The following is a 25,173-nucleotide window of genomic DNA, read 5'->3' as shown; positions in this document are numbered from 1 at the left end:
AGCGCGCGCTGCGTGAGGTCGCCGTTCACCGTGCGTGAGCCGCCGCAGCATCGCACGGAACGGGGGCAGCGCCCGCCGCGTGCCGCCGAGAACCACCGAACGCGCGGCGCAGCATCCTCCTGATCGCACCCTCCGGTCGCGGCCGGATCTGGTCGGCGTGCTCCAGCAGGAAGAGGCGTCGCGCGGCGGCACGCTCGATCTGCTCCTGGTCGTGCTTCGTGAGCTGTTCGCTGAGATACGGGTGCTCGTACATGGGGTTCTCCTCGACGGTTCTGCGTATCCCTACAGTCCGCTCTGAGGAGGCCCCCCGGCATCGGGCAGATGCCCTATCTTTCGGTTGCCGGCGCCTAGGGATGCCGCATCAGGGAGGTGCGCGCCGAGGGGCGGGACGTGTCCGGTGCGAGGATCGCGAGCACACGCACGAGCGTCGCCATCCACAGCAGTCCGAGCCCGACGACGACGGCTTCGACGACCGTGGTCGAGTACAACCCGAACGGGATCCACAGCACGATCGCGACCACGAGGAGCAGGCCGACGCCGATCGACGTGATCAGCAAGGCACGCGGTCTCCCGGGGATCGAGGCCACGGTGCTCGCCCCCGCGACGGCGAACAGCACGAGCGTCGCGAAGGCGGCGATGTTGTGCGGGATCGGCAGCCGGTGCAGCGGCAGCAAACCGACCGCGGCGAGCGCGACCCCCGTCGCCGCCCACGCCCCGACCACGACGGCGAGACGGGGCAGGGCGACATCGCCGAGCAGCCGGTGCAGGTCGCGGCCGATGTACGACCCGACGGTGGCGACGAGGAGGCCGGCGACCAGGAGGGTCCCGTTGAAGGCCCACGACCCGCTGCCCAGCTGGGAGAAGTTCGCCTCCCACCATCGCGGGTCGGCCGCGGTGACCATGGCGAAGAGCGTGCCGATCGCGAGGAACCCGAACAACAGGGCGGCCAGGTCGACCGTGCGCAGGCCCACGCCGGCCCCGAACGCGAAGCGCCCGCCGACGGCCGAGGCCACCCCGGTCAGGAGCCCGCCCCCGATCGCGGCGAGTTGCAGTCCCTGAAGGCCCGCCGCCAGGACCTCGGCGGCCAGCAGCACGCCCATCATCGTGACGGCCCCGAACGCGAGGGTCAGGGCGATCGACGAGAGGTCGGACACCACGGCCTGCCAGCGCGGCATGGGTGCCGTCTCGCCACGGCGGTGCATCAGCGTGCTCGTGAGGAAGGCCGCGGCAGCGACCGCTCCCGCGATCATCGCGGCCGGCAACGCGAGGGCGTCCGGGCCCGTGAGCGGACGCGCGGCCGGACCCAGGATCAGGATGCCGGCGATCGTGCCGATGACGAAGCAGATCACCGTCGCCCAGACCGCCCTGGTCTCGCCACGCAGCCTCTCGTCCTGATCCATGCGCCCATGCAAGCACGCACGACGGACTCTCCGGAAGGGCGCCCGAGCACTACCGTTGAGGACATGCGCATCCCCGCCGCGATCCGCGCCTCCCAGCGCTCTCCGCTGCTGCAGGTCGTGAAATCGGCCGCGGCGACGATCGCGGCGTGGCTCATCGCCGGATGGGTCTTCCCCGCGCAGCTGCCGGTCTTCGCCGCGATCGCCGCCCTCCTGGTCGTGCAGCCCAGCGTGAACCAGTCGCTGTCCAAGGCGCTCGAGCGCAGCATCGGGGTGATCGCGGGCGTCGTGATCGCGGTCGCCCTCGGCCTGCTGTTCGGGTCGCCGACCTGGATCGTCCTGCTCGCGATCGTCGTCGCGATGCTGGTCGCGTGGGTCTTCCGGGCCTCACCGGGAACGGGCAACCAGGTCGCGATCTCGGCGATGCTGGTGCTGGCGCTGGGCTCGTCGAGTCCCGAGTACGCGTTCGCGCGCATCGTGGAGACGCTGATCGGCGTGGCCATCGGCATCGTGGTGAACGCCCTCATCGTCCCTCCCGTGCTGGTCGCACCGGCGCTGCGGGATGTCAGCCTCCTCGGGCGAGAACTCGCCGCGAGCCTCGACCGGCTCGCCCTCGCGCTCCCGGAGCCGCAGACACCCGCGAAGCTGCAGGAGCTGATGCTCGAAGTGCGCCTGCTGCGGCCGATGAAAGATGCGGCGGACGCCTCCATCGCCGCAGGAGAGGAATCGCTCACCCTGAACCCGCGGCGCTCCACCCATCGTGCGGAGCTGCGGGAGATGCGGGAACTCCTCGAGCGGTTGTCGCCCATCGTGACCCAGACGATCGGCATGACCCGCGCCTACTTCGACCACTACGACGACACGATCGGGGAGGAGCCGGCCGTGGTCGCGATCGCCGAGCAGCTGCGGCGGGCCGGGCACGATGTCCGCCTCGCGGTGCAGGTCGCCGAGGCGTCGCCGGAGCCCGAGACGTTGACGTCCACGATCCCCGCACTCACCGCCCCGCTCGTGCTGCGTCCACCCTCGTCCCAGCACTGGATCCTGATCGGCTCGCTCATGGAGGACCTGCGGCGCATCCGCGGCGAACTGCTCGACGAGGACTGATCGCGCGTACGGCCCTTCGAATCGCGCAAAGTGCTGCATCCGCCGCCGAAATCGGGCCATTCACGCGATTCGAAAGCCGCCTACCCTGGAGTCATGTCCGACGTCACCGTTGCCGAAGCCCTCGACGAACTCGCCGCGCTCGAGGACCCGAAGATGCGCGCCGCCAACGAGAAGCGCGGCGACGACCACGGGATCAACCTCAGCCGGATGCGCGCGCTGGCCAAGAAGATCACGTCCGACCAGCCCCTCGCGCAGGAGCTGTGGGCGACCGGCGAGACCCCGGCACGACTGCTGGCTCTGCTGATCTGCCGCCCGCGGGACTTCACCGCCGACGAGCTCGACGCCATGCTGCGCGAGACCCGACCGCCGAAGGTCAACGACTGGTTCGTGAACTACGTCGCCAAGAAGACGCCGCTCGCCGAGGAACTGCGGCTGCGCTGGTTCGACGACGCCGACCCCACCGTGGCCGCCGCCGCCTGGTCGCTCACGACCGTGCGGGTGATGAAGGACGCGGAGGGCCTCGACCTGTCCCACCTGCTCGACGTAATCGAGCGCGACCTGAAGGATGCGCCCCCTCGGTTGCAGTGGGCCATGAACGAGGCCCTCGCCAACATCGGCATCTTCCACCCGGAGCACCGTGCGAGGGCTCGGGACATCGGCGAGCGCCTGCAGGTGCTCGCCGACTACCCGACCGCGCCGGGCTGCACCTCGCCTTTCGCACCGCTCTGGATCGACGAGATCGTGCGCCGCCGCGAGGGCTGAGCCCCGTCTCCACCGCCGCACGCGGACCACGCGCGAGCCCGCGAGATCAGGCGAACGCGCGAGATCAGGCGAACGCGCGAGATCAGGCAGGTATGGCTGAGATCGGCCTGATCACACGCGTCTGCCTGATCCGGCGGGCCCCGACGCGTCTGATCCGGTGCCGAACGAGGCTGGCTACGCTGAGGCCATGAGCACCCACATCGCCGCAGAGCCCGGCCAGATCGCCCCCGTCGTCCTGTTCCCCGGCGATCCGCTGCGGGCGAAGTGGATCGCGGAGACGTTCCTCGACGACGCGGAGCTGTACACCCAGACGCGCGGGATGCTGGGCTTCACCGGAACCTGGGAAGGGCACCGCGTCTCTGTGCAGGGTTCCGGCATGGGACAGCCTTCGATGGCGATCTACGCGAACGAGCTGTTCGAGTCCTACGACGTGCAGACGATCGTCCGGGTGGGCTCGTGCGGGGCCCTGACCGAAGAAGTGGGGATCCGCGACATCATCATCGCGAACGCCGCGAGCACGGACTCGGGCATCAACCGCGTGCGCTTCCACGGCCTCGACTTCGCGCCCGTGGCCGACTTCGCCCTGCTGCGCGCCGCGGTCGAGGCGAGTGAGGCCGAGCCCCTGGAGTCGACCGTGCACGTCGGGCAGCTGTTCTCGAGCGACCAGTTCTACAGCACACGCCCCGAGCTCACCGAACCCTTCGTTCGGCACGGCATCCTCGGCGTCGAGATGGAGGCCGCCGGTCTCTACACGCTCGCGGCCTACTACGGTCGGCGGGCCCTCGCGATCTGCACTGTGAGCGACCACATCGTCACCGGCGAGCAGACGACAGCGCGGGAGCGTGAGCAGACCTTCGGGGACATGATCCGCATCGCACTGCGCGCCGCGACCACGGTCTGACTCCGCACGCATCGACGGAGATCTCACGGATCGAAGGACCGTATCCGCACGCGGCTCCTTCAAACCATGAGTTCTCCTTCAGGATGAGCGGACCGGACGAGCGGACCGGACGAGCGGACCGGACGACGGATGGGATGATCGAGGGACCATGACTTCCTCGCCGCGGCTCGACCCCGCCATCGTTCCGGACGCCGCGGACCCGGACGCCGTCTACCTCGCGTTCGTCGAGTGGGCGGAGTCGACCGGCATCCGGCTGTACCCCGCGCAGGACGAGGCGGTCATCGAGATCGTGTCCGGCAACAACCTGATCCTGTCCACCCCGACCGGGACCGGGAAGTCGCTCGTGGCCATCGGCGCGCACTTCAGCGCCTTGGTCGCCGGGAGGCGCAGCTACTACACGGCACCGATCAAGGCGCTCGTGAGCGAGAAGTTCTTCGCGCTGGTCGACGTGTTCGGGGCCGAGAACGTCGGCATGGTCACGGGTGACTCCGCGGTCAACGCCGACGCTCCGATCATCTGCTGCACGGCTGAGATCCTCGCGAACCTGTCGCTGCGCCAGGGCGCGGATGCCGAGGTCGGTCAGGTCGTGATGGACGAGTTCCACTTCTACGCCGACCCCGACCGTGGGTGGGCGTGGCAGGTGTCGCTGCTCGAGCTGCCGCAGGCGCAGTTCATCCTGATGTCGGCGACTCTGGGCGATGTCACCGCGCTCGCGGCGGACCTCACCCGTCGCACCGGCCGCGAGACGGCGACAGTCACCGGTGTCGAGCGCCCCGTTCCCCTGCACTTCTTCTACGAGACGACCCCGATCCACGAGACGATCGACGACCTGCTGAGCACCGGCCAGGCGCCGATCTACGTCGTGCATTTCTCGCAAGCCGCCGCGATGGAGCGGGCCCAGGCGCTGTCGAGCACCAAGGTCGCCACCCGCGAGCAGCGCGACGAGATCGCGGCGCTGATCGCCCGGTTCCGCTTCACGACCGCCTTCGGCAAGACGCTTTCCCGCTTTCTGCGCGCCGGCATCGGCGTGCACCACGCCGGCATGCTGCCGAAGTACCGACGCCTGGTCGAGCAGCTCGCCCAGCGCGGGCTGCTGCGTGTCATCTGCGGCACCGACACGCTCGGCGTCGGCATCAACGTCCCCATCCGCACGGTGCTGCTGACCGCCCTGACGAAGTTCGACGGCACCAGGATGCGACAGCTCAACGCCCGCGAGTTCCATCAGATCGCCGGTCGCGCTGGCCGCGCGGGTTATGACACCGCCGGTACCGTCGTCGCGCAGGCGCCCGAGCACGAGAGCGAGAACGCCGCGGCCATCAAGAAGGCCGGCGATGACCCGAAGAAGAAGCGCAAGATCGTCCGCAAGAAGGCACCGGATGGATTCGTGTCGTGGGGGGAGCCGTCGTTCCGCAAGCTCATCGACGCCGTGCCGGAGACGCTGACCTCGCACCTGCAGATCACGAGCGCCATGATCCTCAACGTGATCGCACGCGGTGGCGACGTCTTCGCGAATATGCGCGCATTGGTATACGACAACCACGAGCCGCGGAAACGGCAGCGCGAGCTGGCCCTCCGGGCCATCGGCATCTACCGGACGCTCCGCGAATCGGGCATCGTCGAGACGACCGCCGACGGCGAGATCCGCCTCACGGTCGACCTGCAACCGAACTTCGCCCTCAATCAGCCGCTGTCGCCCTTCGCCCTGGCCGCCTTCGAGCTCCTCGACCGCGATCCCTCCGTCGGTGCGGGCACGGGTTCCTACGCCCTCGACATGATCTCGATCGTGGAGTCCACGCTCGACGATCCACGTGCCGTGCTGAGTCAGCAGGAGTTCCTGGCCCGAGGGGAAGCCGTCGCCGCGATGAAGTCGGAGGGCATCGAGTACGACGAGCGGATGGAACTGCTCGAGCAGATCACCTATCCGAAACCGCTCGACGAGCTGCTGAGCGCCGCCTTCGAGACGTTCAGCGCGGCCCAGCCGTGGATCCGCGACTTCGAACTGCATCCGAAGTCCGTCGTCCGCGACATGTACGAGCGAGCCATGTCGTTCGGGGAATATGTCGCCTACTACAAGATCGCGCGATCGGAGGGCGTCGTGCTGCGCTATCTCTCGGACGCCTACCGCGCGGCCTCGCAGACCATCCCCGAGGAGTTCAAGGACGAGGATCTGCGCGACCTCATCGAGTGGCTCGGCGAGGTGGTGCGCCAGGTCGACTCCAGCCTGCTCGACGAGTGGGAGGAGCTGGTCGCGGGAGTCGACAACGGACACTTCGATCCGCATGCCCCGGATGAACCGATCGTCCCGCCCGCTCCGAAGCGACTCACGAGCAACATCCGCGCCTTCCGGATCCTGGTCCGCAACGAGTTGTTCCGCCGGGTACAGCTCGCCGCCCGAGAGGACGTGGAGGCGCTGGCCGAGCTCGATCCCGGATTCGGCGGCGATGCCTGGTCCGATGCTCTCGACGGCTACTTCGCCGACCACGACGAGATCCTCACCGGGGCGGACGCCCGCAGCTCGAAGCTGCTGATCCTGACCGAGGGCGCGACCGCCTGGACCGCGCGGCAGATCCTCGACGACCCCGCGGGCGATCACGACTGGGGCATCACCGCGACGATCGACCTCGCGGAGTCGGACGAGGCGGGTCAGGCCGTCGTCACGGTCACCGGAGTGGATCGACTGTAACGCACCCCGCGCGCCGTCACGCCTGCATGACGGCGAGCACGTTGCCCGCCGGGTCGCGGAACCACGCGATGTCCGGCCCCTGTCCGTTGCCGCGCACGATGCCGCGGGAATCGGACGGGAACTCCTCGTCGCTGTAGATCTTGGTCTGCACTCCACGGGCGATGAGCTCGTCCACGGCCGCGTCGACGTCCGCGACCGGGAAGTTCAGGATCGTGAAGCTCGCAGGGGTGTGGTTCGGTTTCGCGTAGACGAGGATCGACCCGCCGCTCGGCAGCCGGAGGTCGAGGAAACCCATCGGGTTGACCTCGACGTCGAGGCCGAGGGTCGTGCCGTAGAACTCTTTCGCCGCATCGATGTCGTCGACGCTGAATCCGCTGAACGCGTTGTCCACTGTGAAGGCCGCCATGACTCCAGCATCCGCCGTCGCCGCCCGATTGTCGAGGCCCTCATCGCCGCGCTCCAGCCCCCCTCACGACGCCGCACGTACGAGTCGCGCCACCAGATCGACGTACGTCACGCCCGCTGCCGCGAACATCCGCGGCACCTGCGAGGCGGCCGTCAGTCCCGGCATGGTGTTCACCTCGTTCAGCAGCGGACCCCGATCGGTGAGGAAGAAGTCCATCCGCGCGACCCCGTGGCAACCGAGGGCGTCGAAGACCGCGATCGCCGCCCGTTTGAGCGCTGCCACCTCGGCCGCGTCGAGCCGAGCCGGGACCGTGAACCGCGCGCTGCCGTCGTACTTCGTGGCCGTGTCGAAGAGCCCGGTCGCGTGGATCTCCAGGGGCGGGGCCGCCCAGCGGATACCCCCCTTCTCGCGCAGCACCGCCACGTCGATCTCGCGTCCCCGCACGACCTCCTCGACCAGGATCCGCCGGTCGAAGCGCGCTGCCTCCCTCAGCGCCACGAGCAGCTCCCCCTCCTCGGTGACCAGGCTCACGCCGTGGCTCGACCCGGCCGACACCGGCTTGACCACGACCTCCCCCTCGAACTCCACGTCTCCGATGTCCTCGGCCGCGACCAGACGGCTCTGGGCGGTGCCGAGACCCACCGCCTCCGCCACCACCTTGGTCGTCCACTTGTCCATGCCGATCGCGCCCGCCCGCAGCCCCGACCCGACCACACGCACTCCGGCGAGCGCGCAGAGGGCCGCGAGCGCGCCGTCCTCCCCGAGTGTGCCGTGCACCGCAGGGAACACCACATCGGTATGGGCGAGCAGCGGAAGCGCGAGGGCAAGCGACTCCGCCGCCGACACTCCGGTCGGGATGCCGTCGGCCCTCCACACCCCGTGCCGATCGATCGTCGCACTCGTGACGTCGTGATCGCTCATCCGCAGCGCGGCGGCGACCGCGGCCGCGGATGCCAACGACACCTCGTGCTCGGCGTTCTGTCCTCCGCCGATGACCAGGACCTTCGTGGTCATGCCACGCTCCTGTGCACTCGCGCTCCGACACCGGTCACGACGGTGTGCGGGATGGTGTCCGCCCACCGCGCCCACTCCTGGATGGACGGCACGACTCCCCCCTCGGGTCCGAACACCGTCGCGACCGCGCCGCGCGGAACCGGCCTGGCACCGGTGTCGATCACGATCTGATCCATCGACACCCTCCCCACGATCGGGTACCGCCCGCCGTCGATCGCCACGGCGGCCTGCGCCGCGAGCTCCCGCGGGATCCCGTCCGCGTATCCGACGCCCACGACGCTCAAGTGGGTCTCCCGGTCCGTGATGTGCGCGCCCCCGTAGCCGACCGCTGTCCCCGCCGGGACGAGCGTGCTGTGCACGACCGGAGCGGTCCACCTCGCGGCCCCGACCAGCGTCGTCGTCCCTGAGGGGTCTATGCCCACGAGGCCCGCGCCGATCCGCACCATGTCGAAGTGCGTCGCCGGATCGGTGAGTGCGCCGGAGGTCGCCGCGAGATGCACGAGCACCGGCCCGAAGCCGGCCCGGAGCACCGCATCCCTGCCGTGCCGGAAACGCCGCACGGCCGCCGCGTTCGCCCGGGGGTCGGCCTCGTCGGCGCGAGGCAGATGGCCCATCACCCCGGCCACCTCGATCCTGCCCCGACCCGCACGGGCCGTGCGCAACAGCTCCGCCCAGTCGTCGAGGGGACACCCGCCCCGAGCCATCCCCGCGTCGAGGTGGAGGTGCACGCGCACCGGATCCACAGCGTCGGCGATCAGCTGACGCAGCTCCTCCACGGAGCCCACCGCGACGTCGATCCGGTGTGCCGCGGCCGTCTCCGCGTCGATCCCCGAGGGGTTGAGCCACGAGAGGATCGGCACGGCCAGCCCGGCATGGCGGAGCGCGACGGCCTCACCCGGGTCGGTCACCCCGAGCCACTCGGCCCCGGCACGGACCGCGGCCCTGGCGACCGTGACGGCACCGTGCCCGTAGCCGTCGGCTTTCACCACGGCCATGATGCGCGCGGCGGTCGCGGCCTGCACCCGCCGCACGTTCTCGGCGACGGCCTCCGGGAGGATCTGCAGCGTCGGGGCATGAAGGCGGGACAGGGACACCCGCGGCGACGGCAGGAGAGTGGTCATCGCTTCGTCCTCGGGTCGGCAGTGGGGTCCGGGAGCATCTCGGGGCAGCCCTGGTCGACCGCCTGCGGACGCAGCTCGTAGTGCCACGACTCATTGGCGTAGATCTGACAGAGCCCGTAGCGCCATCCCCGCTGGACGAGCCAGTCCAGCGCAGGTAGCGGGCCGAGGTCGACGGCATCGCCGGTCACATGCTCCGAGGTCTCCGGAGTCGCCACCCATCGCCGCGCCTCCGCCTCGGAGCCGTACTGCGCGATCGCATCCTGCAGCATCCATTCCTGTAGCGCCGCGGTGCGCCACCCACTGTTCACGCGGAACGTGATGCCGTCGGTCTCCGCATCGGATGCGGCACGCTGCAGCGCCGCGAGCAGTGCAGCGTCGAGGTTGGCCACCGCGGCGCGATCGACGTCGAACACGGTCGGCTGGTCGCCGTCGCGGATCACGCCGTCCGCCTCGCTCGGGGCGATGACCGATCCTTCCCCCTGGCCGCTCGGTCCGGGGGTGGAGGAGGGCAGCGGGCCCGTGCGCTCGGCATCGGCGAATGCCGCCGACAGCGACTGTTGGACGACGACCGCGACGACTACGGCCACGGCCAGACCGAGCAGGATCGACGCGCCCCGGCGACGTCGCGCTCGCAGTGAGAGGGAGGTGGTGCGGGTGTTCATGCTCCCAGTGAAGGAGGACCGCCGTTGCCAGGGCGTATGCGCTTTTGCATATGCTCCCGATATGCGGCACTGCGTAGGATCGCAGCCATGCGTGTACTGATCGTCGAGGACGAGCCCTACCTCGCCGAGGCGGTACGGGACGGGCTGCGCCTGGAGGCGATCGCGGCCGACATCGCGAACGACGGCGACACCGCGCTGGAACTGCTGAGCATCAACTCCTACGACATCGCCGTGCTCGATCGCGACGTGCCCGGTCCGTCCGGAGACGACATCGCACGGTGGATCGTGGCGTCCGGCTCCGGCATCCCGATCCTGATGCTCACGGCAGCCGACCGTCTCGACGACAAGGCCACCGGATTCGAGATCGGGGCGGACGACTACCTCACCAAGCCGTTCGAGCTGCGCGAGCTGGTGCTGCGCCTGCGCGCCCTCGACCGACGCAGACAACGATCCCGACCGCCCGTGCTGGAGGTGGCCGGGCTGCGCCTCGATCCGTTCCGGCGCGAGGTGTACCGCGACGACCGCTACGTCGCCCTCACCCGCAAGCAGTTCGCCGTCCTGGAAGTCCTCGTCGACGCCGAAGGAGGGGTGGTCAGCGCCGAGGAACTGCTGGAGCGGGCCTGGGACGAGAACGCCGACCCCTTCACGAACGCCGTGCGCATCACCGTCTCCTCGCTGCGCAAGCGCCTCGGCGAGCCCTGGTTGATCCGCACCGTGCCGGGGGTCGGGTACCGCATCGGGACGGATGCCGATGCCTAGGCGCCGCGGGATGAGCGCCCGGCTCAAGCTCACGCTGAGCTATGCCGCCGTGGTCGTGGTGTCGGGAGCTCTGCTGCTCGCCGCCGTCGCGGTGTACCTGCTCCGGTACGTGCCGGATGTGCAGATCCCCGTCACCGACTTCTTCATCCCCAACCGCTCCGACCTCATCCGGGCGTTCGTCCCGGTCGCCGCGATCGTCATGGTGGTCCTGCTCGCCTTCGGGCTCGGCGCGGGGTGGCTGCTGGCAGGACGCATGCTGGCCCCGTTGGAGCGGATCGGCAACGCGGCACGGCTCGCGGCGCAGGGCTCGCTCGCGCACCGGGTGTCGCTGGAAGGTCCGCGCGACGAGTTCCGCGACCTCGCCGACGTCTTCGACTCGATGCTCGAGCAGCTGGAGGCGCATGTCGCGGAACAGCAACGATTCGCCGCGAATGCCTCGCACGAGCTGCGCACCCCGCTCGCGATCTCCCAGACGATGCTCGAGGTCGCCAGGGACGATCCCGACCGCGATGTCGACGCGCTGATCGCCCGCCTTCGCGAGGTGAACACCCGCGCGATCGACCTGACCGAGGCCCTGCTGCTGCTCAGCCGCGCGGATCGGCGGACGTTCCCGCGCGAGATCGTCGACCTCTCGCTCCTCGCGGAGGAGGCCGTGGAGGCGCTGCTGCCCCTGGCCGACCGTCGCGGCGTCGCCGTCGAGGTGGGTGGCGCCCCCGCGCCGGTGCTCGGCTCGTCCGCGCTGCTGCCGCAGCTGGTCACCAACCTGGTGCTGAACGGGATCGTGCACAACCTGGCGACCGGCGGATCCGTCGCCGTGCGGACGCACTCGATGCCCCATGCGGTCGCGCTCGTCGTCGAGAACACCGGCGAGGTGCTGGCCCCCCATCGCGTGGCCACCCTCGTCGAACCGTTCCAGCGCGGGGCCGACCGCACGCGCGGCGAGGACCATGCCGGCGCCGGGCTCGGCCTCGCGATCGTCGACCGCATCGCCCAGGCCCACGGCGGGACCCTGGTGCTCACACCCCGCACGGACGGCGGCCTGATCGTGACCGTGTGGCTTCCCCACCCGTATCCGGCCGCCGTCTGACCGCCCGCGTCTCTCGCCCGTTCGAATCCTCTCTCGTCCGTTCGAATCGCGCAAATGGTCCCATCCGGCCGCTGAAGGGGACCATTTGCGCGATTCGAAAGGGGTCAGGCGACCGTCACCAGGGGCTGGGCTCGTAGTCCTTCAGGAACACGCCGTGGATGTCCTCGCCGGCCTCGCCCCGCACGATCGGGTCGTACACGCGTGCGGCGCCGTCGACCAGGTCGAGAGGCGCATGGAAGCCCTCCTCAGCGAGCCGCACCTTCGTGTAGTGCGGGCGCTCGTCGGTGATCCAGCCGGTGTCGACGGCGGTCATCAGGATCCCGTCCTTCTCGAGCATCTCGCCGGCGCTGGTGCGGGTCAGCATGTTGAGCGCGGCCTTCGCCATGTTCGTGTGCGGGTGCCCGGGGCCTTTGTAGCGGCGGGAGAACTGCCCCTCCATGGCCGAGACGTTGACCACGTACTTGCGGTGCGCATCGGACGCGGCCATCGAGGCGCGCAGGCGGCTGATCAGCAGGAACGGCGCGGTCGTGTTGGCGAGCTGCACCTCGAGCATCTCGAGCGGATCGACCTGCTCGATCGACTGCACCCAGCTGTTGACCCGGTTCACATCGGGCACGAGTCCGCCGGCGTCGATCGCGGTGCCGTCGGCGTGCTTCTCGAGCGACGAGGACCCGGGGGCCATCGCGAGCCGCGCCAGGTCTTCGGCGGTGAGCGCCTGCCCGCCCTGCTCGGCGACCGTGCCGCCCAGAGCCGCGACCGACAGCAGCGGATGCGAGTCGACCGAGGCCTGCAGCGCCTGCGGGTGCGGGTCGACCGTGTGCCCGAAGGTCTCCATCTCGGGCAGGGGTCCGTCGGGAAGCGGCTGCAGCTCCGCATCCGCCAGCAGGGAGTACGCGCCCGGCGAGCGACGAACGGTCTGCGCGGCGTTGTTGATCAGGATGTCGAGCGGGCCCTGAGCGGCGACCGAGTCGGCGAGCCCGATGACCTGGGCCGGGTCGCGCAGATCGATGCCCACCACGCGCAGGCGGTGCAGCCAGTCGGCGGAGTCGGGCAGCGCGGAGAACCGACGCACCGCATCGCGCGGGAAACGCGTCGTGATCGTGGTGTGCGCTCCGTCGCGGAGCAGGCGCAGTGCGATGTGCATTCCGATCTTGGCACGACCGCCCGTGAGCATGGCGCGCTTGCCGGTGAGGTCGGTGCGGGCGTTGCGCTTGCCGTGGCTGAAGCGAGCGCAGTCGGGGCAGAGCTGGTGGTAGAACGCGTCGACCTGCGTGTACGGCTGCTTGCAGATGTAGCAGTTGCGCGGCTTGAGCAGCTCGCCCGCGATCGGGGCGTCCACGACGCTCGACGCGAGATCGTTGCCACGGGTCTCGTCGTCGATGCGGTCGGGGGCGCCGGTGGCGGTGCGGGCGACCACGGCCTTGTCGGCCTCGGCGATCGCGTCGCGGATCTCCTTACGACGCACGCGCTTGACGGCCTTGAACATCGCCGCCGTCGCGTGGCGCACCGCGACGAAGTCCGGGTGCTCGTTGTCGATCGTGTGCAGCTCGGCGAGCACGCGCAGTGTCGTGGCGAGGTCGTCGGGGTCGATGCCCGGTCCGAGGTCGGGTGCGGCGTCGGAGGGGGCGTCGGTCATTGTGCCGATTTTACGCGAGTGCCCTGGGGGTCTGCCGGGTGGGACCCATCGGAGATCCCACCCGATCGGCTACGCGATCCCGCCACCGTCCACGACGAGGGCCGAGCCCGTGACGTAGGAGGAGTCGTCGCTCGCGAGCCACACCACGGCCTGGGCGACCTCGCTCGGCTCTCCCATCCGGCGCAGCGGGCGGTCCGCGGCCTCGGCGAGGAAGGCGTTCGTGTCCTGCGCGAGCTGACGCGCCTCGTCGCGCAGCATCCCGGTGTTCACATCGCCAGGGTTGACCGAGTTCACGCGGATGCCGGCGGGGCCGTGGTCGATCGCGAGCGCGCGGGTCATGTTCACCACGGCACCCTTGGAGGCGCAGTACGAGATGGCCTGACCGCCGCCCTTGAGCCCCCACCCCGATCCGGTGTTGATGATCGAGCCGCCTCCGGCTGCTTCCATGATCGGCACGATGTGCTTGCACATCAGGAAGATCGAGCGCACGTTCACGCCGAACACGCGGTCCCACTCCTCGACGGTCGTCTCCACGGCGGTCGTGCGACGGATGATGCCCGCGTTGTTGAAGACGACGTTCACGCCTCCCAGCTCGTCCACCGCGGTGGCGATGACCCGTTCGATGTCGTCCTCGCTCGCGACGTCGGCGGCGACGGCGATCGCGGTGCCGCCCGCCGCACGGATCTCCGCGGCGACGGCCTCGGCGGCATCCGCGTTCAGGTCGACCACCGCGACGGCGGCGCCTTCCGCGGCGAGCGCGAGCGACGTGGCACGGCCGATGCCTCCGGCGCCGCCGGTGACGATGGCCTTCTTGTTCTCGAGACGCATGGGGGGTCCTTTCGGGTTCGTTCCGCCGGATCTGTCAGGCGGGGGTCAGTTCGGGGGCGGTGACGGGGTAGAGGCTGCTGGTGCCGACGCCGGTGACGATACGGACGTGACCTGCGAGTCTCGCATCCAGGTCTGGGTCGCCGGTGTCGACGAGAAGGGGCCGGCCGTGCAGGTCGATGAGCTTCTGCTCGGGAGCGACCACGAGGAGCGGATCGTCGCCGAGTGCGCGCAGGACGGAGGCCGAGAGCTGCTGGTTGCCGCGCCCGAGCAGGAATCCCTGACCGCCGATCACCGTGACCACGGCCTGGGCCGCCCCCTGCGCGATCTGGGCGAGAAGCTCCTGCTCGCTGGCTCCGCGGACGAGCACGGCGCCGTCGACGACGACATCGACACCGAGCGGGGAACCGTCGACGCCGAGCTGCCGCGCGATCTCGGCCGTCGTGCCCCCGGGACCGAGCAGATAGCGGACGCCCGGGCGCAGGTGCGCGACGGCTCCACGTGCGGCTGCTTCGACGGCCGCGGCCTCGGTCGCCGGCGTCGCGGCCTTGCGGGCCTGGGTGCGCCCGGCACGGTAGGGCACCCGGAGCATGCCGTACAGCGTGGGCTCGACCCGGGCCCGCCGCATCGCGACCTCGTCGATGTCGAGCACCTCGCGGTCCTCGGTGGGGAGTCCACCCTGGGCCACCCAGTCGGCCGCGGTCGCGCCTGCCGCCCGCGGACTGACCGCGAACACGGGCGAGTACATCTTCACACCGGCCGGCACCCCGAGCACGGCGGGCACACCCGCGGCCGGAGCCACCTGCACGCCGACACGCCAGATGTCGGAACTTTCACCGGCGGATCGTCCGACATCTGGCGTGTCGGCGTGCACCGTGTCGAAGGAGGCGGCGGCCTCGAGCCCGGCACACGCGTCCCGCAGCGTCCCGTCGCCTCCGACCACGAGGATCAGGTCGACACCTGCGACGGCCAGCGCTGCCACCGCGCGGGAAGTGTCCGCCGCCTCGGTCGCCTCCGCGGCATCAGGCAACTCCGCGGCATCAGGCAACTCCGCGCCGAAGCTGCCTGTTCCGGCGGAATCGCCTGATGCGGTGCGGCCGACATCACGCGAACCCGCCCCGACGACACGAGGGAAGAGCCCCGCGGCGCGCACGGCATCGGCGCCCATGGGCCCGTCGACGGTCGCGACCTCGAGTCCCGGATGCCGCTCTGCGAGCACCGACAGCGCGACGGCCGCCCGCTCCTGCACACGGGAGTGGGCACCGCGCGCGCGGGCGAGGCGTTGCACGTCCGCACCGTCGGAGCCGGCGAGGCCCGCAGGCCCGCCGACTCCGGCGACCGGATTGACGACGAGTCCGATCACGACGCGTCGGACTCCGCGGGGAAGTACTTGCGCTGATACGCCCGCCACGTGATCGCCCAGCGCTCGGGGTCGTCCAGGTCGTCGTGGTGCGTGTGGTGCACGGTCTGGTTGTGCGGGGCGGTGCGCACCACCTCGGGGGTCTCCCGTGCTTCGCGTGCCACTTCGGCGAGGGTCGCGGCGTACTCGTCGAGCTCCGCCATCGAGTACGACTCGGTGGGCTCGAGCGTGAACGGCTGGGGCACCACGTAGGGGTGATGACTGGTCCAGTAGTGCATGCCGAAGTCGCTCATGCGCACGCCGATCTCCTCCGACGAGATGCCGGTCTCCTGATACAGCTCCTCCCACGAGTACCGCACCTGCTCGATCCGCCGGCGCCCGGTGGCATAAGGAGCCGAGGCTCCGGGAATCGCGAGCACCTTCGCCATCAGGTAGTTGTTGTTCAGCACAGCGGTCTCGGCGGCGGCCAGGAGACCCTCCGCGCCCAGCGCCATGATCCACGAGTACGCCTTCACGAGCGCGGGGATGACGCCGAAGAAGGGCCCGACCGCGCCGATCGACAGCTCACCGGCCTCGGCCACGGCGAAGGTCCCGTCGTCGGCGCGCACCACGCGCGGTCCGGGCAGGAACGGGGCCAGCGCCGCGCTCACAGCGTTCGCCCCCGACCCCGGTCCACCCGAGCCGTGCGGAGTTCCGAACGTCTTGTGCAGGTTGAAGTGGCACACGTCGAACCCGGCGTCGCGGGCACGCGTGATGCCGAGGATCCCGTTGGCGTTGGCCTGATCGTAGGAGGCGAGAGCGCCCACGGCGTGCGCCGCGTCCACCCATTCGCGGATCGCCGGGTTGTAGATGCCGGTGTCCTCGGGGTTGGTGACCATGATGGCCGCGGTGCGCGGCGACAGAGCCGCCTTCAGCGCATCGAGCGAGGGGTAGCCGTCGGCGTCGGGGTAGACGGTGATGACCTCATACCCCGCGGCTTTCGCGGCGGCCGCGTTCGAGGGGTGGCTGAAGATCGTGGTGATGACCTCGCGGCGCTGTTCGCCTTCCCCGTTCGCCTCATGGAAGGCGCGGATCATCGCGATGTTCGACCAGATCGCCGCCGAACCGCCCTGGGTGTGCAGCGAGACCTCATCCATGCCCGAGATCTCGGCGAGCATCCGCTCCAGCTGCCAGACGATCTCGAGCACGCCCTGCGCGTCGGCGGGATCCTGGTGCGGATGCATCGCGGTGAGCTGCGGGGTGTTCGCGAGCTGGTCGTTGATCTTGGGCGCGTACTTCATGGTGCACGTGCCCTGTCCGATGTCGACGTTGACGTCGGCGCCGAGGTTCTCCTGCGACAGTCGCAGGTAGTGCTTGAGCACGCGCATCTGTCCCATCTCGGGAAGCGTCGGCTTCGCGAGACGGCGCAGCGAAGACGGCAGCGCGGCGACGACATCCCCCACTGCCTCGCGCACGCCGGGCTCGACCTGCGAGACCAGCACGCCGCGTTCGCCGGGGGCGGTCAGCTCGAAGATGATCGGCTCGTCCCAGCGCGCCTGCTGGAAGCGTCGGAGGGCGGGCTTCGGGGCGATGGGGAGGCTCATCGGTTCTGCTCCTTCGCAGCGAGGGGGGAGGCCGTGACCTCGGCGAGCGCGCCCGCCAGGGTGTCGATATCGGCCTGGGAGGTGAGTTCGGTGACGCAGACGAGCAGGCGGTGCTCCCCCACGACCACGCCGGGTTCGATGCCCCGGGCACGGAGCATCGCCACGACCGCGCCCGCCGTGACCTCGCTGAACGTCACGGTGAATTCGCGCAGGTGCACGGCATCGTCGTCGAGCGAGACTCCCGGCACCGCGGCGAGCGCCTGCTGCGCGTAGCGGGTGCGGGCGAGCAGCACCTCACCGAGCTCGGCCATGCCGGTGGGACCCATCAGCGCCAGGTAGACCCCGGCGGCGATGCCCCAGAGGGCCGCGGCCGTGCCGACCCATTCCTTCCCCTCCTCGCGGTGCGCGAACGAGGTGCGGTCGTAGGCGACGTCGCCGAAACCGTACTCGCCGGGCACGTCGGTGGTGGCGAGTCCGAACAGACGAGACGGCATCTCCATCACGAACCGAGGATCGTCGTGCACGGCGATGAACCCGCCGTGGGCGCCGCCGAACCACTGGTGCAGGCCGAGGGACTGGATGTCTCCGGTGACGATGTCCGCTCCCGAGACGGCGGGCGGGCTCAGAACACCGTAGCCGATCGGGTCGGTGCCGACGACGAGCACGGCGCCGGCCCCATGCGCGGCATCCGCGATGTCCTGCAACGCCGCCTCGACGGCACCGGTGGCGCTGGGCGTCTCGACCCAGACGGCGGCCACGTCATCGCCCAGTGCTGCGCGGACCGCGTCGACATCGGCCGTGCCGTCGATGGTCGGCACGTGTTCCAGCGTGAGGTGGGCGCGGACGTAGTCGTGCACCTTCGCAAGCTTCGCGGGGAGCACGTCGCTCACGACCAGCACCCGCCCGCGGCCGGTGAGGCGCCCCGACATCGTGAGGCCGGTGGCGGTCGCCTGGTAGCCGTCGTAGACCGGGACGTTCACGACGTCCATCTCCAGCAGCTCGGCCATCAGCGACTGGTACTGGAAGAGCGCCTGGAACCGTCCGTGGTCCTCGTAGGGTTCGCCGGCGTAGGCGGTCAGGAACTCGCTGCGCCCGATGACCTCGTCGACGACCGCGGGCACGTAGTGGTGATAGGTGCCGGCGCCGAGGAAGCTCAGCCGTTCCTGGGTCGTGCGGTTCTTGGCGAGCAGCCCCCGCACGTGGCGGGCGAGGTCCTGCTCGGCCACGAACGGCGCGGGCAGATCGAGCGGTCGCCCGAGGCGGAGGGCGGCCGGGATGTCGGTGTAGAACTCGTCGACCGACGCGGTGCCCACGGCCGCGAGCATCGCCGCGCGGGACTCGGGTGCGGTGTTGGGGATGTACGGATGCACGAACGGGGCGGTCATGCGTCCTCCTTCACAGGGATCAGGGTGGCAAAGGGGATGGACTCGGCGCGGGGCGCGGCGAGCACGGCGACGCCGTAGCGGTCGAGCTCCAGCCGGTCCGCATGGCGGAGACCGGTGAGCAGGTCGACCCCGGGAGCCGGGATCTCGAACGTGACGGGGGTACGTCCGTGGTTGAGGTAGAACGTGTAGTCGGTGGTGTCGTCGGCGCGGGTGACCACCTCGACCTCGACGTCGGTGTGCTCCCTGGCGGGGAGCCCGGCCGTGTGCAGCACATCGCGGAGCACCGGGAGCAGCCCCGCCGGGTCGAACATCGCGCTGACGTACCAGGCGGATCCCTCCCCGGTCGCGCGACGGGTCACCGCGGGCAGACCGTCGAGCTCGCCGCTCGCATACGTCCCGCGGACCTCGACGTCGTCGTCGGCCTCGAGCCATTCGCTCCACGACGGCACGGTCAGGATCTCCCCCGCGTAGTCGATGCTCTCGGTCAGCCCGTCGGCGATCGGCCACTGCTCGTCGACCTCGATGCCCAGCAGGTCGCGCAGCGGTCCCGGCGCCCCGCCGTCGTGCACCTTCTCGGTGGCGTCCACCACTGCGGAGAACGGTCCGACGACGAGGTGCCCTCCGCGCTCGACGAACGCTCGCAGCGCCTCGGCCTGCGGCTGTTCGACGATGTAGAGGTTCGGCACCACGACCACGTCGTATGCATCGAACGGTCCCGTCGCGCGCACAGCATCCACCGGCTGTCCGAGCGTGTACAGGGCGCGGTGCCAGGCCCGGGCCTGCTGCGCCCACTGCAACCGCTGCGAGGGGAGAGACTCCACTGCGCTGGTGCCCCACCACGAGTCCCAGTCCACGACCAGCGCCACGCGCGATCGCACCCGGGTGCCGCGCACCGGCTCGAGCTTCTTCAGCTCGTTGCCCAGCGCCTTGGTCTCGCGGAAGCTGCGTGAGCGCTCGCCACGGTGGCCGAGCATCGAGGAGTGGAACTTCTCCTGGCCGTACTTGGCCTGGCGCCACTGGAAGAACATGACGGCGTCGGAGCCATGGGCGACCGCCTGCAGGCTCTCGATGCGGATCTTGCCCGGAGCCTTGGGCACGTTCACGTCGCGCCAGCTGGTCGCGCTGGCCGAGGATTCCAGCAGCAGCCAGGGCTGTCCGCCCTTGAGCGAGCGCATCAGGCCGTAGTTGAGGGCGGCGCCGACGTGAGAGGTCGGGTCGGCGGGTTCCGGGTAGGCGTCGTCGGTCACCACGTCTTCGACGGCGGCGAAGTCCCAGTAGTCCAGGTCTCGGAACATGCTCATGAAGTTCGTGGTCACGGCGATGTCGGGGGTGACCTCGCGCAGCACGTCGATCTCGATCTGGAACAGCTCCAGCAGGGCGTCGGACGAGAAGCGCTCGAAGTCGAGCAGCTGGGTGGGGTTCACCGGGCCCGGCGCCTTCTTCGGCGTCTCGATGTGCTCCCACGCTGTGTAGCGCTGACCCCACACGTTCACTCCCCAGGCCGCGTTCAGCCCGTCGAGGTCGCCGTAGCGGTCCTGCAGCCAGCGACGGAAGTGTCGGGCCGTCTCAGGGCACCAGCACCGGGACGTGTGGTCACCGTACTCGTTGGAGATGTGCCACATCGCAAGGCCCGGGTGCTCCCCGTACCGCTCCGCCATCGCCCTGGTCATGCGAGCGACGTTCTCGCGCCAGATCGGCGATGAGGGGCAGTAGGTCTGGCGGGAGCCGAACTCGAGCCGGTGCCCGTCGGAATCCCACGGCGCCATCTCTGGGTGAGCCCGCAGCAGCCAGGACGGCGGGGTCGCGGTGGCGGTGGCGAGGTCGATCGCGATGCCCGCCTGCCACAGCAGGTCGATGATGCGGTCGAGCCACGCCCAGTCGTACACCCCAGGCTCGGGCTCGAGCTGGGGCCAGCTGAAGATCGGCAGGCTCACCAGGTTCACACCGGCTTCGCGCATGAGCCGGATGTCTTCGTGCCAGGTCTCCTCCGACCACTGGTCGGGGTTGTAGTCGCCGCCGTAGGCGAGGGCGTCGAGGCGGACGCGTCGGGCGGGCTGGTCGCCACCGGGTGCGGGCACGAAGCCTCCTCTCTGAGTCATGGCCGGCCGATCCTGCGACGCACTGGTGCGATTCGACGATCGGCTGTATTCTGTATACAACACACTAGGACGTCGTCCGAGGCTCGTCAACCCATAGGCTGACGGGCAGGCGGCAGAAGAGGGGACGCATGGCGATCGAACGCAAGAACCTGCGCTCGCAAGTTCGACAGGAGCTGCTGACCCGCATGCGCGCCGGACTCGTGCAGCCCGGCGAGGGCATCAACGAGGTCCAGCTCGCCACCGAGCTCGGCGTGAGCCGCACACCCTTGCGCGAGGCACTCATCGCCCTGGAGTCCGAAGGGCAGATCGAGAGCGAGAACGGCAAGGGCTTCCGCTTCGTGCCGCTCAGTGCGTCCGAGTTCCGTGACCTCGCGCCGGTCATGGCTGCACTCGAGAGCCTGGCGCTCGAGCTGAGTCCGCCCGAGGAGCTGCGCGCGATCGGGAAGAGGCTCAAGGCGATGGCCGACGCCTTCGCGGACGAGCTCGTGGAGCACCAGCTGGTCATCACCAAGGACGACGAGTGGCACAGCGTGATGCTGTCCGCCTGCCCGAACACCCGCCTCCTGGCCGTGATCGACAACGTGCGCAGCTCGTTCCACCGCTACGAGTCGCTGCTCGTGCCCGAAGACGTCAAGGTCGAACGTGTCGCCGCCGAGCACGCCGAGATCGCTCGGCACCTCGCCGACGGCGATATCCCCGGCGCGGTCGACGCCCTCAAGCTCAACTGGATGCACGGCATGCAGCGCATCCTCGACAACGCCACGAGCTCTTACTTCACGGCCTGACTCCCGCCGGGCGCTCCCGGCCCGGACTCGCCGTTTCACCACACCCAGCTCGCCGATTCAACCGCGCGACAGCGTGACCGCGAGGTCGATGAACAGGGCGGCCGACCACCCGAAGGCGGTCGTCGCACGCTCGGCCTTGAACCCCGTGCGCGGGTTGAAGTATTCGTGCGGACCGCCGCCGTGGATGACGAGGGCCACCGTCTGCGCCCGCAGTTCCCGCGCGCGCTCGGGGTACCCCGACGCCTCCAACCCCTCGGCGACAAGCATGCTCGTGTTGACCCACACCGGCCCGCGCCACATCCGCTCGTCCGAATAGTCGGGGTCGGAAGCTGCGACCGTCGGCAGCCCCCAGGGCTGAGCGAACCGCGAAGGGTCGTCGACGGCAGCGCGCAACGCCTCGGCGATCGACGTCGGCAGCGTGCCCGTGAGCAGCGGCATCAACCCGACGACGGTGTCGCTGAGCTGCGGCTCCCCTCCGCCGAAGGCGAGGAAGCGTGCCCGCTCGGGATCCCACATCCGCAACAGCAGCTCCTGCGTGGTCGCGGCCCTCTCCTCGAAGCGCGACACGTCGGCCCCCGGCTCGTAGCGGCGCAGCAGGTCGGCGAGTTCGAGGTCCTGCCGCACCAGGTACGCCCCCAGATCGGGCGCGGCTGTCGGCAGCGGCCCGTCGAAGATCGGGCTGTCGTCGAGCCCCGACGAATAGGGGTGCCCGTACTCCGGCATCCCGTCATGGTCGAGGTCGCTCCCGGCGAACCACCAGTCCTGCGAGCGGACGATGCGCGCCAGCTGCGTCCTCGCGTAGTCGGGGGCGTCCTCGACCTCGAGCACCTTGCGCAGCGCCCACGCGGCGAGCGGCGGCTTGGTCAGCGGCACCGGTGCGCTCGGGTCGGCGATCTGCGACCCGGCCCTGCGCAGGTTGGCGCGGTCACTCTCGGGCAAGTCGTCGCTGGTCGCGAGCACACCAAGCTCGTGCACCACGTCGGGCAGTTGCCCGTCGGTCTGGGCGAACCGGAAGGCGAGGTCGAGCTGTTCGCGCGCGAGCTCCGGGTCGCCGTGTCGCAACCCGACGGCGATGAAGTACGCATCCCACTGCCAGAGACCGACGTAGCCGATCTTCGACGGCACGATGGCTCGCGCGTCGCCGAGAGAGGGCAGCTCGACGATGTTCGCCCCGAGCACCCACCAGCAGAACGCGGTCATCTCCTGCAGATCGTCGCGCACGCGCGGGCACTTCGCGAACCAGTCGCCCCACACCCGCTCGGTCTCGGCGAGCGCCGCAGCGTGGTCGCCGCGCTCCACCGAGACCGCACGATCCGCGTCGACGTGCAGCCGGATGCCGCCGCCGAGCGGATGCTCCTCGACGCTGTCATCCGGACGCCGCAGGCTCAGGCGCGCTCCCGGATCCCCGCCCAGACTGAGCGCGGAGGGGTCGGCGAAGGTCAGCGTCGCCGCTCCCAGCCCGAACACCACCCGCGACGGATGCACGTCGGTCACCGGGAGCACGTCACCGCCAGGACCGATCACGGTCAGAGCATCCAGCACCCGGCACTCCGACAGCCGCCGCTCGTACTCCGAGGTGTGCACGCGCACGCCGTTCCCGTCCTCGGCGCGGAACACGAGCACACGAGAGCGCGGCAGCGTGAACGGCGCCGAGATGAGATCGAGGTGGCGTCCGGCGAGGACGGCAGGATCCGTCATCACCGCCCTCCGAGTCCCGAGGCGGCCATGCTGTTGAGGATCTTCCGCTGGCCGATCACGAACACGATGAGCATCGGCACGGTGGCGATCGCCGATGCCGCCATCACGAGCCCGTAGTTGATGGAGCCGAACTGCCCCTGGAACGAGGTCAGCAGCAGCGGGACGGTGAACAGATCCGGGGTGTTCAGCAGCACCAGCGGGAACAGGAAGGCGTTCCAGACGCCGAGGGCGGTGATGATGCTGAGCGCGGCGAGACCGGGTTTCAGGTTCGGCAGCACGATGCTCCAGAAGATGCGCCAGCGGCCCGCGCCGTCCACCAGCGCCGCCTCCTCCAGCTCACGCGGCAGCGCGAGGACGAACTGCCGCATCAGGAACACGGCGAAGGGGTTCGCGATCATCCCGGGCACGATCAGCGCGAGATGCGAGTCCACCCAGCCGAGCTGTGACATCAGGAGGTAGAAGGGGATCAGGGTGACCTGCGCCGGGATCATCTGCGTCGCGAGGAACACGATGAAGATCACCTTGCTGCCCCGGAAGCGGATGCGGGCGAACGCGTAGCCCGCCATCGACGCGGTGATCAGGGTGCCGACCACCACCAGCACGGCGATGTACGCGCTGTTCAGGTAGGCCTGCGCGAACGGCACCGCGTTCCAGGCCTCGACGTAGTTGTCGACGGTCCACGGGTTCGGCAGGAACTCCAGCGGGTTCTTGAGCAGCTGCGGAAGGGTCTTGAACGACGTCAGCAGCATCCAGACGAACGGGAACACCATCGAGATGCCGCCGATGACGAGGAGCACGTGCAGCGCGGTCGAGCCGAGACGCCGACGGGCGCGTCCCGGCCCCGGTCCTCCCCGTCCACGCTGACGGTATCCGGGAGCGGTGAGCGCGACGGTGGAGTCGGTCGCGGGGGCGGCGGCGTCGCCGAGGGGTGTGGTCTGGAGGGTCATGCCGGGTCATCCTCGTAGTGGACGAACTTCTTCTGCGCACCGAACTGGATGGCCGTGATGACCAGGGTGAGCACGAGCAGGATGATGCTGGCCGCGCTGGACAGCCCGAACTCGAAACGCCCGAAGCCGAGGTCGAAGATGTGATACACGATCGTGCGCGTCGCGTTGTCGGGGCCGCCGCCGGAGACCAGCACGTAGACCGTGTCGAAGGTCTGCAACGACGAGATGAACGCGATCACCGAGGAGAAGAACACGATCGGCGAGAGCAGCGGGAGCCGGATGCTGGTGAACAGCCGCACGGCGCCGGCGCCGTCGATGCGGGCGGCCTCGATCACCGAGGGCGAGATGTTCTGCAGCCCGGCGAGGAAGATCACGACGTTCAGACCCATCGACGACCAGATCGTCACGATGCAGACGGCGAGGAGCGCGAGCTTCGGATCCTGCAGCCAATCCGGGGGCGTGATCCCGAAGACCTTCGAGATCGTGGTCGAGAGCAGCCCGTCCGCGCGGAACATCTGCTGCCAGATCATGGCGACGGCAACGGTCGAGGTGACCACCGGGGCGAAGAACAGGATCAGGTAGAGCGTGCGCGTCTTCAGCTTCTCGAGTGCGACGGCGACGATGACCGCGAGCGTGAGGCCGATCGGGACGGTGATGATCGCGATCAGCAGGGTGTTGATGATCGCGCGTGCGAGCAGCGGGTCCTGCAGCTGATCGGCGAAGTTCGCCAGCCCCACCCACGTGAGCTCGCCCAGGCCGTCCCACTCGGCGAAGGCCAGCACCAGGCTGGCGGCGAACGGCAGCACGACGAACAGCGCCATGCCGAGCAGCTGCGGAGCGACGAAGACGTAGCCCCAGGCCCGATCCCGCCGGCGCCAGGCGGCTTCCCGGCGCAGGGGCGGGACGGATGCCGCAGGCGTGGCCTGCGGCATCCGTCCGTTCTCGGTGAGCGTGCTCAC

22 protein-coding genes are annotated in these 25,173 nt (G+C 69.9%); 7 read left to right on the top strand and 15 right to left on the bottom strand.

Features of this window, described 5'->3' with window-relative positions:
- Positions 1 to 25 precede the first annotated feature (25 nt).
- Both LC041_RS13905 and LC041_RS13900 read right to left on the bottom strand, forming a co-directional pair.
- Positions 26 to 253 (bottom strand): hypothetical protein, encoded by a 228-nt coding sequence (locus tag LC041_RS13905; protein WP_226533684.1) that lies wholly within the window; start codon positions 251 to 253, stop codon positions 26 to 28.
- 94 nt (positions 254 to 347) lie between these two features.
- Positions 348 to 1,400, bottom strand: coding sequence for a DUF998 domain-containing protein (locus tag LC041_RS13900; RefSeq protein WP_226533683.1), 1,053 nt, complete (start codon positions 1,398 to 1,400; stop codon positions 348 to 350).
- A 63-nt stretch (positions 1,401 to 1,463) separates the two neighbouring features.
- On the opposite strand from LC041_RS13900, the gene LC041_RS13895 reads away from it, so the two are divergent.
- The 4 genes from LC041_RS13895 (at position 1,464) to LC041_RS13880 (ending at position 6,847) form a co-directional block, all read left to right on the top strand.
- Entirely contained in the window at positions 1,464 to 2,501 is a 1,038-nt protein-coding gene (locus LC041_RS13895; RefSeq protein WP_226533682.1) for an FUSC family protein, read from the top strand.
- 93 nt (positions 2,502 to 2,594) lie between these two features.
- Positions 2,595 to 3,263 (top strand): DNA alkylation repair protein, encoded by a 669-nt coding sequence (locus LC041_RS13890; protein ID WP_226533681.1) that lies wholly within the window; start codon positions 2,595 to 2,597, stop codon positions 3,261 to 3,263.
- Between the two features lie 187 nt (positions 3,264 to 3,450).
- Complete coding sequence (gene deoD, locus LC041_RS13885; protein WP_226533680.1) at positions 3,451 to 4,164, top strand: purine-nucleoside phosphorylase; 714 nt, start codon at positions 3,451 to 3,453, stop codon at positions 4,162 to 4,164.
- Between the two features lie 148 nt (positions 4,165 to 4,312).
- A complete protein-coding gene (locus LC041_RS13880; protein ID WP_226533679.1) occupies positions 4,313 to 6,847 on the top strand; it encodes a DEAD/DEAH box helicase in 2,535 nt (844 codons plus the stop codon).
- Positions 6,848 to 6,863: 16 nt separating this feature from the next.
- Here the strand turns inward: LC041_RS13880 and LC041_RS13875 are convergent, their stop codons facing one another.
- The 4 genes from LC041_RS13875 to LC041_RS13860 form a co-directional block, all read right to left on the bottom strand.
- A complete protein-coding gene (locus tag LC041_RS13875) occupies positions 6,864 to 7,253 on the bottom strand; it encodes a VOC family protein (protein WP_226533678.1) in 390 nt (129 codons plus the stop codon).
- Positions 7,254 to 7,316: 63 nt separating this feature from the next.
- Positions 7,317 to 8,267 (bottom strand): D-alanine--D-alanine ligase family protein, encoded by a 951-nt coding sequence (locus LC041_RS13870; protein WP_226533677.1) that lies wholly within the window; start codon positions 8,265 to 8,267, stop codon positions 7,317 to 7,319.
- On the bottom strand, positions 8,264 to 9,388 hold the full coding sequence (gene alr / locus LC041_RS13865; protein ID WP_226533676.1) for an alanine racemase: 1,125 nt from the start codon (positions 9,386 to 9,388) through the stop codon (positions 8,264 to 8,266). Before alr ends, LC041_RS13870 begins: the two co-directional genes overlap by 4 nt.
- Positions 9,385 to 10,050: a M15 family metallopeptidase gene (locus LC041_RS13860; protein ID WP_226533675.1), complete on the bottom strand. Its 666-nt coding sequence runs from the start codon at positions 10,048 to 10,050 to the stop codon at positions 9,385 to 9,387. Before LC041_RS13860 ends, alr begins: the two co-directional genes overlap by 4 nt.
- A gap of 87 nt (positions 10,051 to 10,137) precedes the next feature.
- On the opposite strand from LC041_RS13860, the gene LC041_RS13855 reads away from it, so the two are divergent.
- Complete coding sequence (locus tag LC041_RS13855) at positions 10,138 to 10,809, top strand: response regulator transcription factor (RefSeq protein ID WP_226533674.1); 672 nt, start codon at positions 10,138 to 10,140, stop codon at positions 10,807 to 10,809.
- A 10-nt stretch (positions 10,810 to 10,819) separates the two neighbouring features.
- The gene (locus tag LC041_RS13850) at positions 10,820 to 11,896 is read left to right on the top strand and encodes a sensor histidine kinase (protein WP_308012788.1); all 1,077 of its coding nucleotides are present in this window, start codon (positions 10,820 to 10,822) and stop codon (positions 11,894 to 11,896) included.
- A 115-nt stretch (positions 11,897 to 12,011) separates the two neighbouring features.
- Here LC041_RS13850 and LC041_RS13845 read toward each other — a convergent pair whose 3' ends face one another.
- The 6 genes from LC041_RS13845 to LC041_RS13820 form a co-directional block, all read right to left on the bottom strand.
- Positions 12,012 to 13,532 (bottom strand): SDR family NAD(P)-dependent oxidoreductase, encoded by a 1,521-nt coding sequence (locus tag LC041_RS13845; protein WP_226533672.1) that lies wholly within the window; start codon positions 13,530 to 13,532, stop codon positions 12,012 to 12,014.
- A 69-nt stretch (positions 13,533 to 13,601) separates the two neighbouring features.
- Positions 13,602 to 14,360 carry an SDR family NAD(P)-dependent oxidoreductase gene (locus LC041_RS13840; RefSeq protein WP_226533671.1) on the bottom strand — a complete coding sequence of 253 codons (759 nt, stop codon included), beginning with the start codon at positions 14,358 to 14,360 and terminating at the stop codon, positions 13,602 to 13,604.
- A gap of 34 nt (positions 14,361 to 14,394) precedes the next feature.
- Positions 14,395 to 15,720, bottom strand: coding sequence for an ATP-NAD kinase family protein (locus tag LC041_RS13835; protein ID WP_226533670.1), 1,326 nt, complete (start codon positions 15,718 to 15,720; stop codon positions 14,395 to 14,397).
- Positions 15,717 to 17,300 carry an aminomethyl-transferring glycine dehydrogenase subunit GcvPB gene (gene gcvPB / locus LC041_RS13830; RefSeq protein WP_226533669.1) on the bottom strand — a complete coding sequence of 528 codons (1,584 nt, stop codon included), beginning with the start codon at positions 17,298 to 17,300 and terminating at the stop codon, positions 15,717 to 15,719. Before gcvPB ends, LC041_RS13835 begins: the two co-directional genes overlap by 4 nt.
- Positions 17,297 to 18,685, bottom strand: a complete 1,389-nt coding sequence (gene gcvPA / locus LC041_RS13825) for an aminomethyl-transferring glycine dehydrogenase subunit GcvPA (protein ID WP_226533668.1) — start codon at positions 18,683 to 18,685, stop codon at positions 17,297 to 17,299. The genes gcvPB and gcvPA overlap by 4 nt, the downstream gene beginning before the upstream one ends.
- Positions 18,682 to 20,784: a beta-galactosidase gene (locus LC041_RS13820; RefSeq protein WP_226533667.1), complete on the bottom strand. Its 2,103-nt coding sequence runs from the start codon at positions 20,782 to 20,784 to the stop codon at positions 18,682 to 18,684. The genes gcvPA and LC041_RS13820 overlap by 4 nt, the downstream gene beginning before the upstream one ends.
- Positions 20,785 to 20,912: 128 nt before the next feature.
- Between LC041_RS13820 and LC041_RS13815 the strand changes: the two genes are divergently transcribed.
- A complete protein-coding gene (locus tag LC041_RS13815; protein ID WP_226533666.1) occupies positions 20,913 to 21,569 on the top strand; it encodes a GntR family transcriptional regulator in 657 nt (218 codons plus the stop codon).
- Between the two features lie 57 nt (positions 21,570 to 21,626).
- On the opposite strand, the gene LC041_RS13810 is transcribed toward LC041_RS13815, so the two are convergent.
- Genes LC041_RS13810 through LC041_RS13800 form a run of 3 tightly spaced genes read right to left on the bottom strand, consistent with a single transcriptional unit; the run spans position 21,627 to position 25,173 of the window.
- Positions 21,627 to 23,267, bottom strand: coding sequence for an amylo-alpha-1,6-glucosidase (locus LC041_RS13810; RefSeq protein ID WP_226533665.1), 1,641 nt, complete (start codon positions 23,265 to 23,267; stop codon positions 21,627 to 21,629).
- Positions 23,267 to 24,214 (bottom strand): carbohydrate ABC transporter permease, encoded by a 948-nt coding sequence (locus LC041_RS13805; RefSeq protein WP_226533664.1) that lies wholly within the window; start codon positions 24,212 to 24,214, stop codon positions 23,267 to 23,269. Before LC041_RS13805 ends, LC041_RS13810 begins: the two co-directional genes overlap by 1 nt.
- On the bottom strand, positions 24,211 to 25,173 hold the full coding sequence (locus LC041_RS13800) for a carbohydrate ABC transporter permease (RefSeq protein WP_226533663.1): 963 nt from the start codon (positions 25,171 to 25,173) through the stop codon (positions 24,211 to 24,213). Before LC041_RS13800 ends, LC041_RS13805 begins: the two co-directional genes overlap by 4 nt.

Origin of the sequence: Microbacterium paraoxydans, assembly GCF_020524545.1 — a bacterium.
GTDB classification, from domain to species: domain Bacteria; phylum Actinomycetota; class Actinomycetes; order Actinomycetales; family Microbacteriaceae; genus Microbacterium; species Microbacterium paraoxydans_C.
This window is presented reverse-complemented; position numbering and strand designations above follow the sequence as displayed.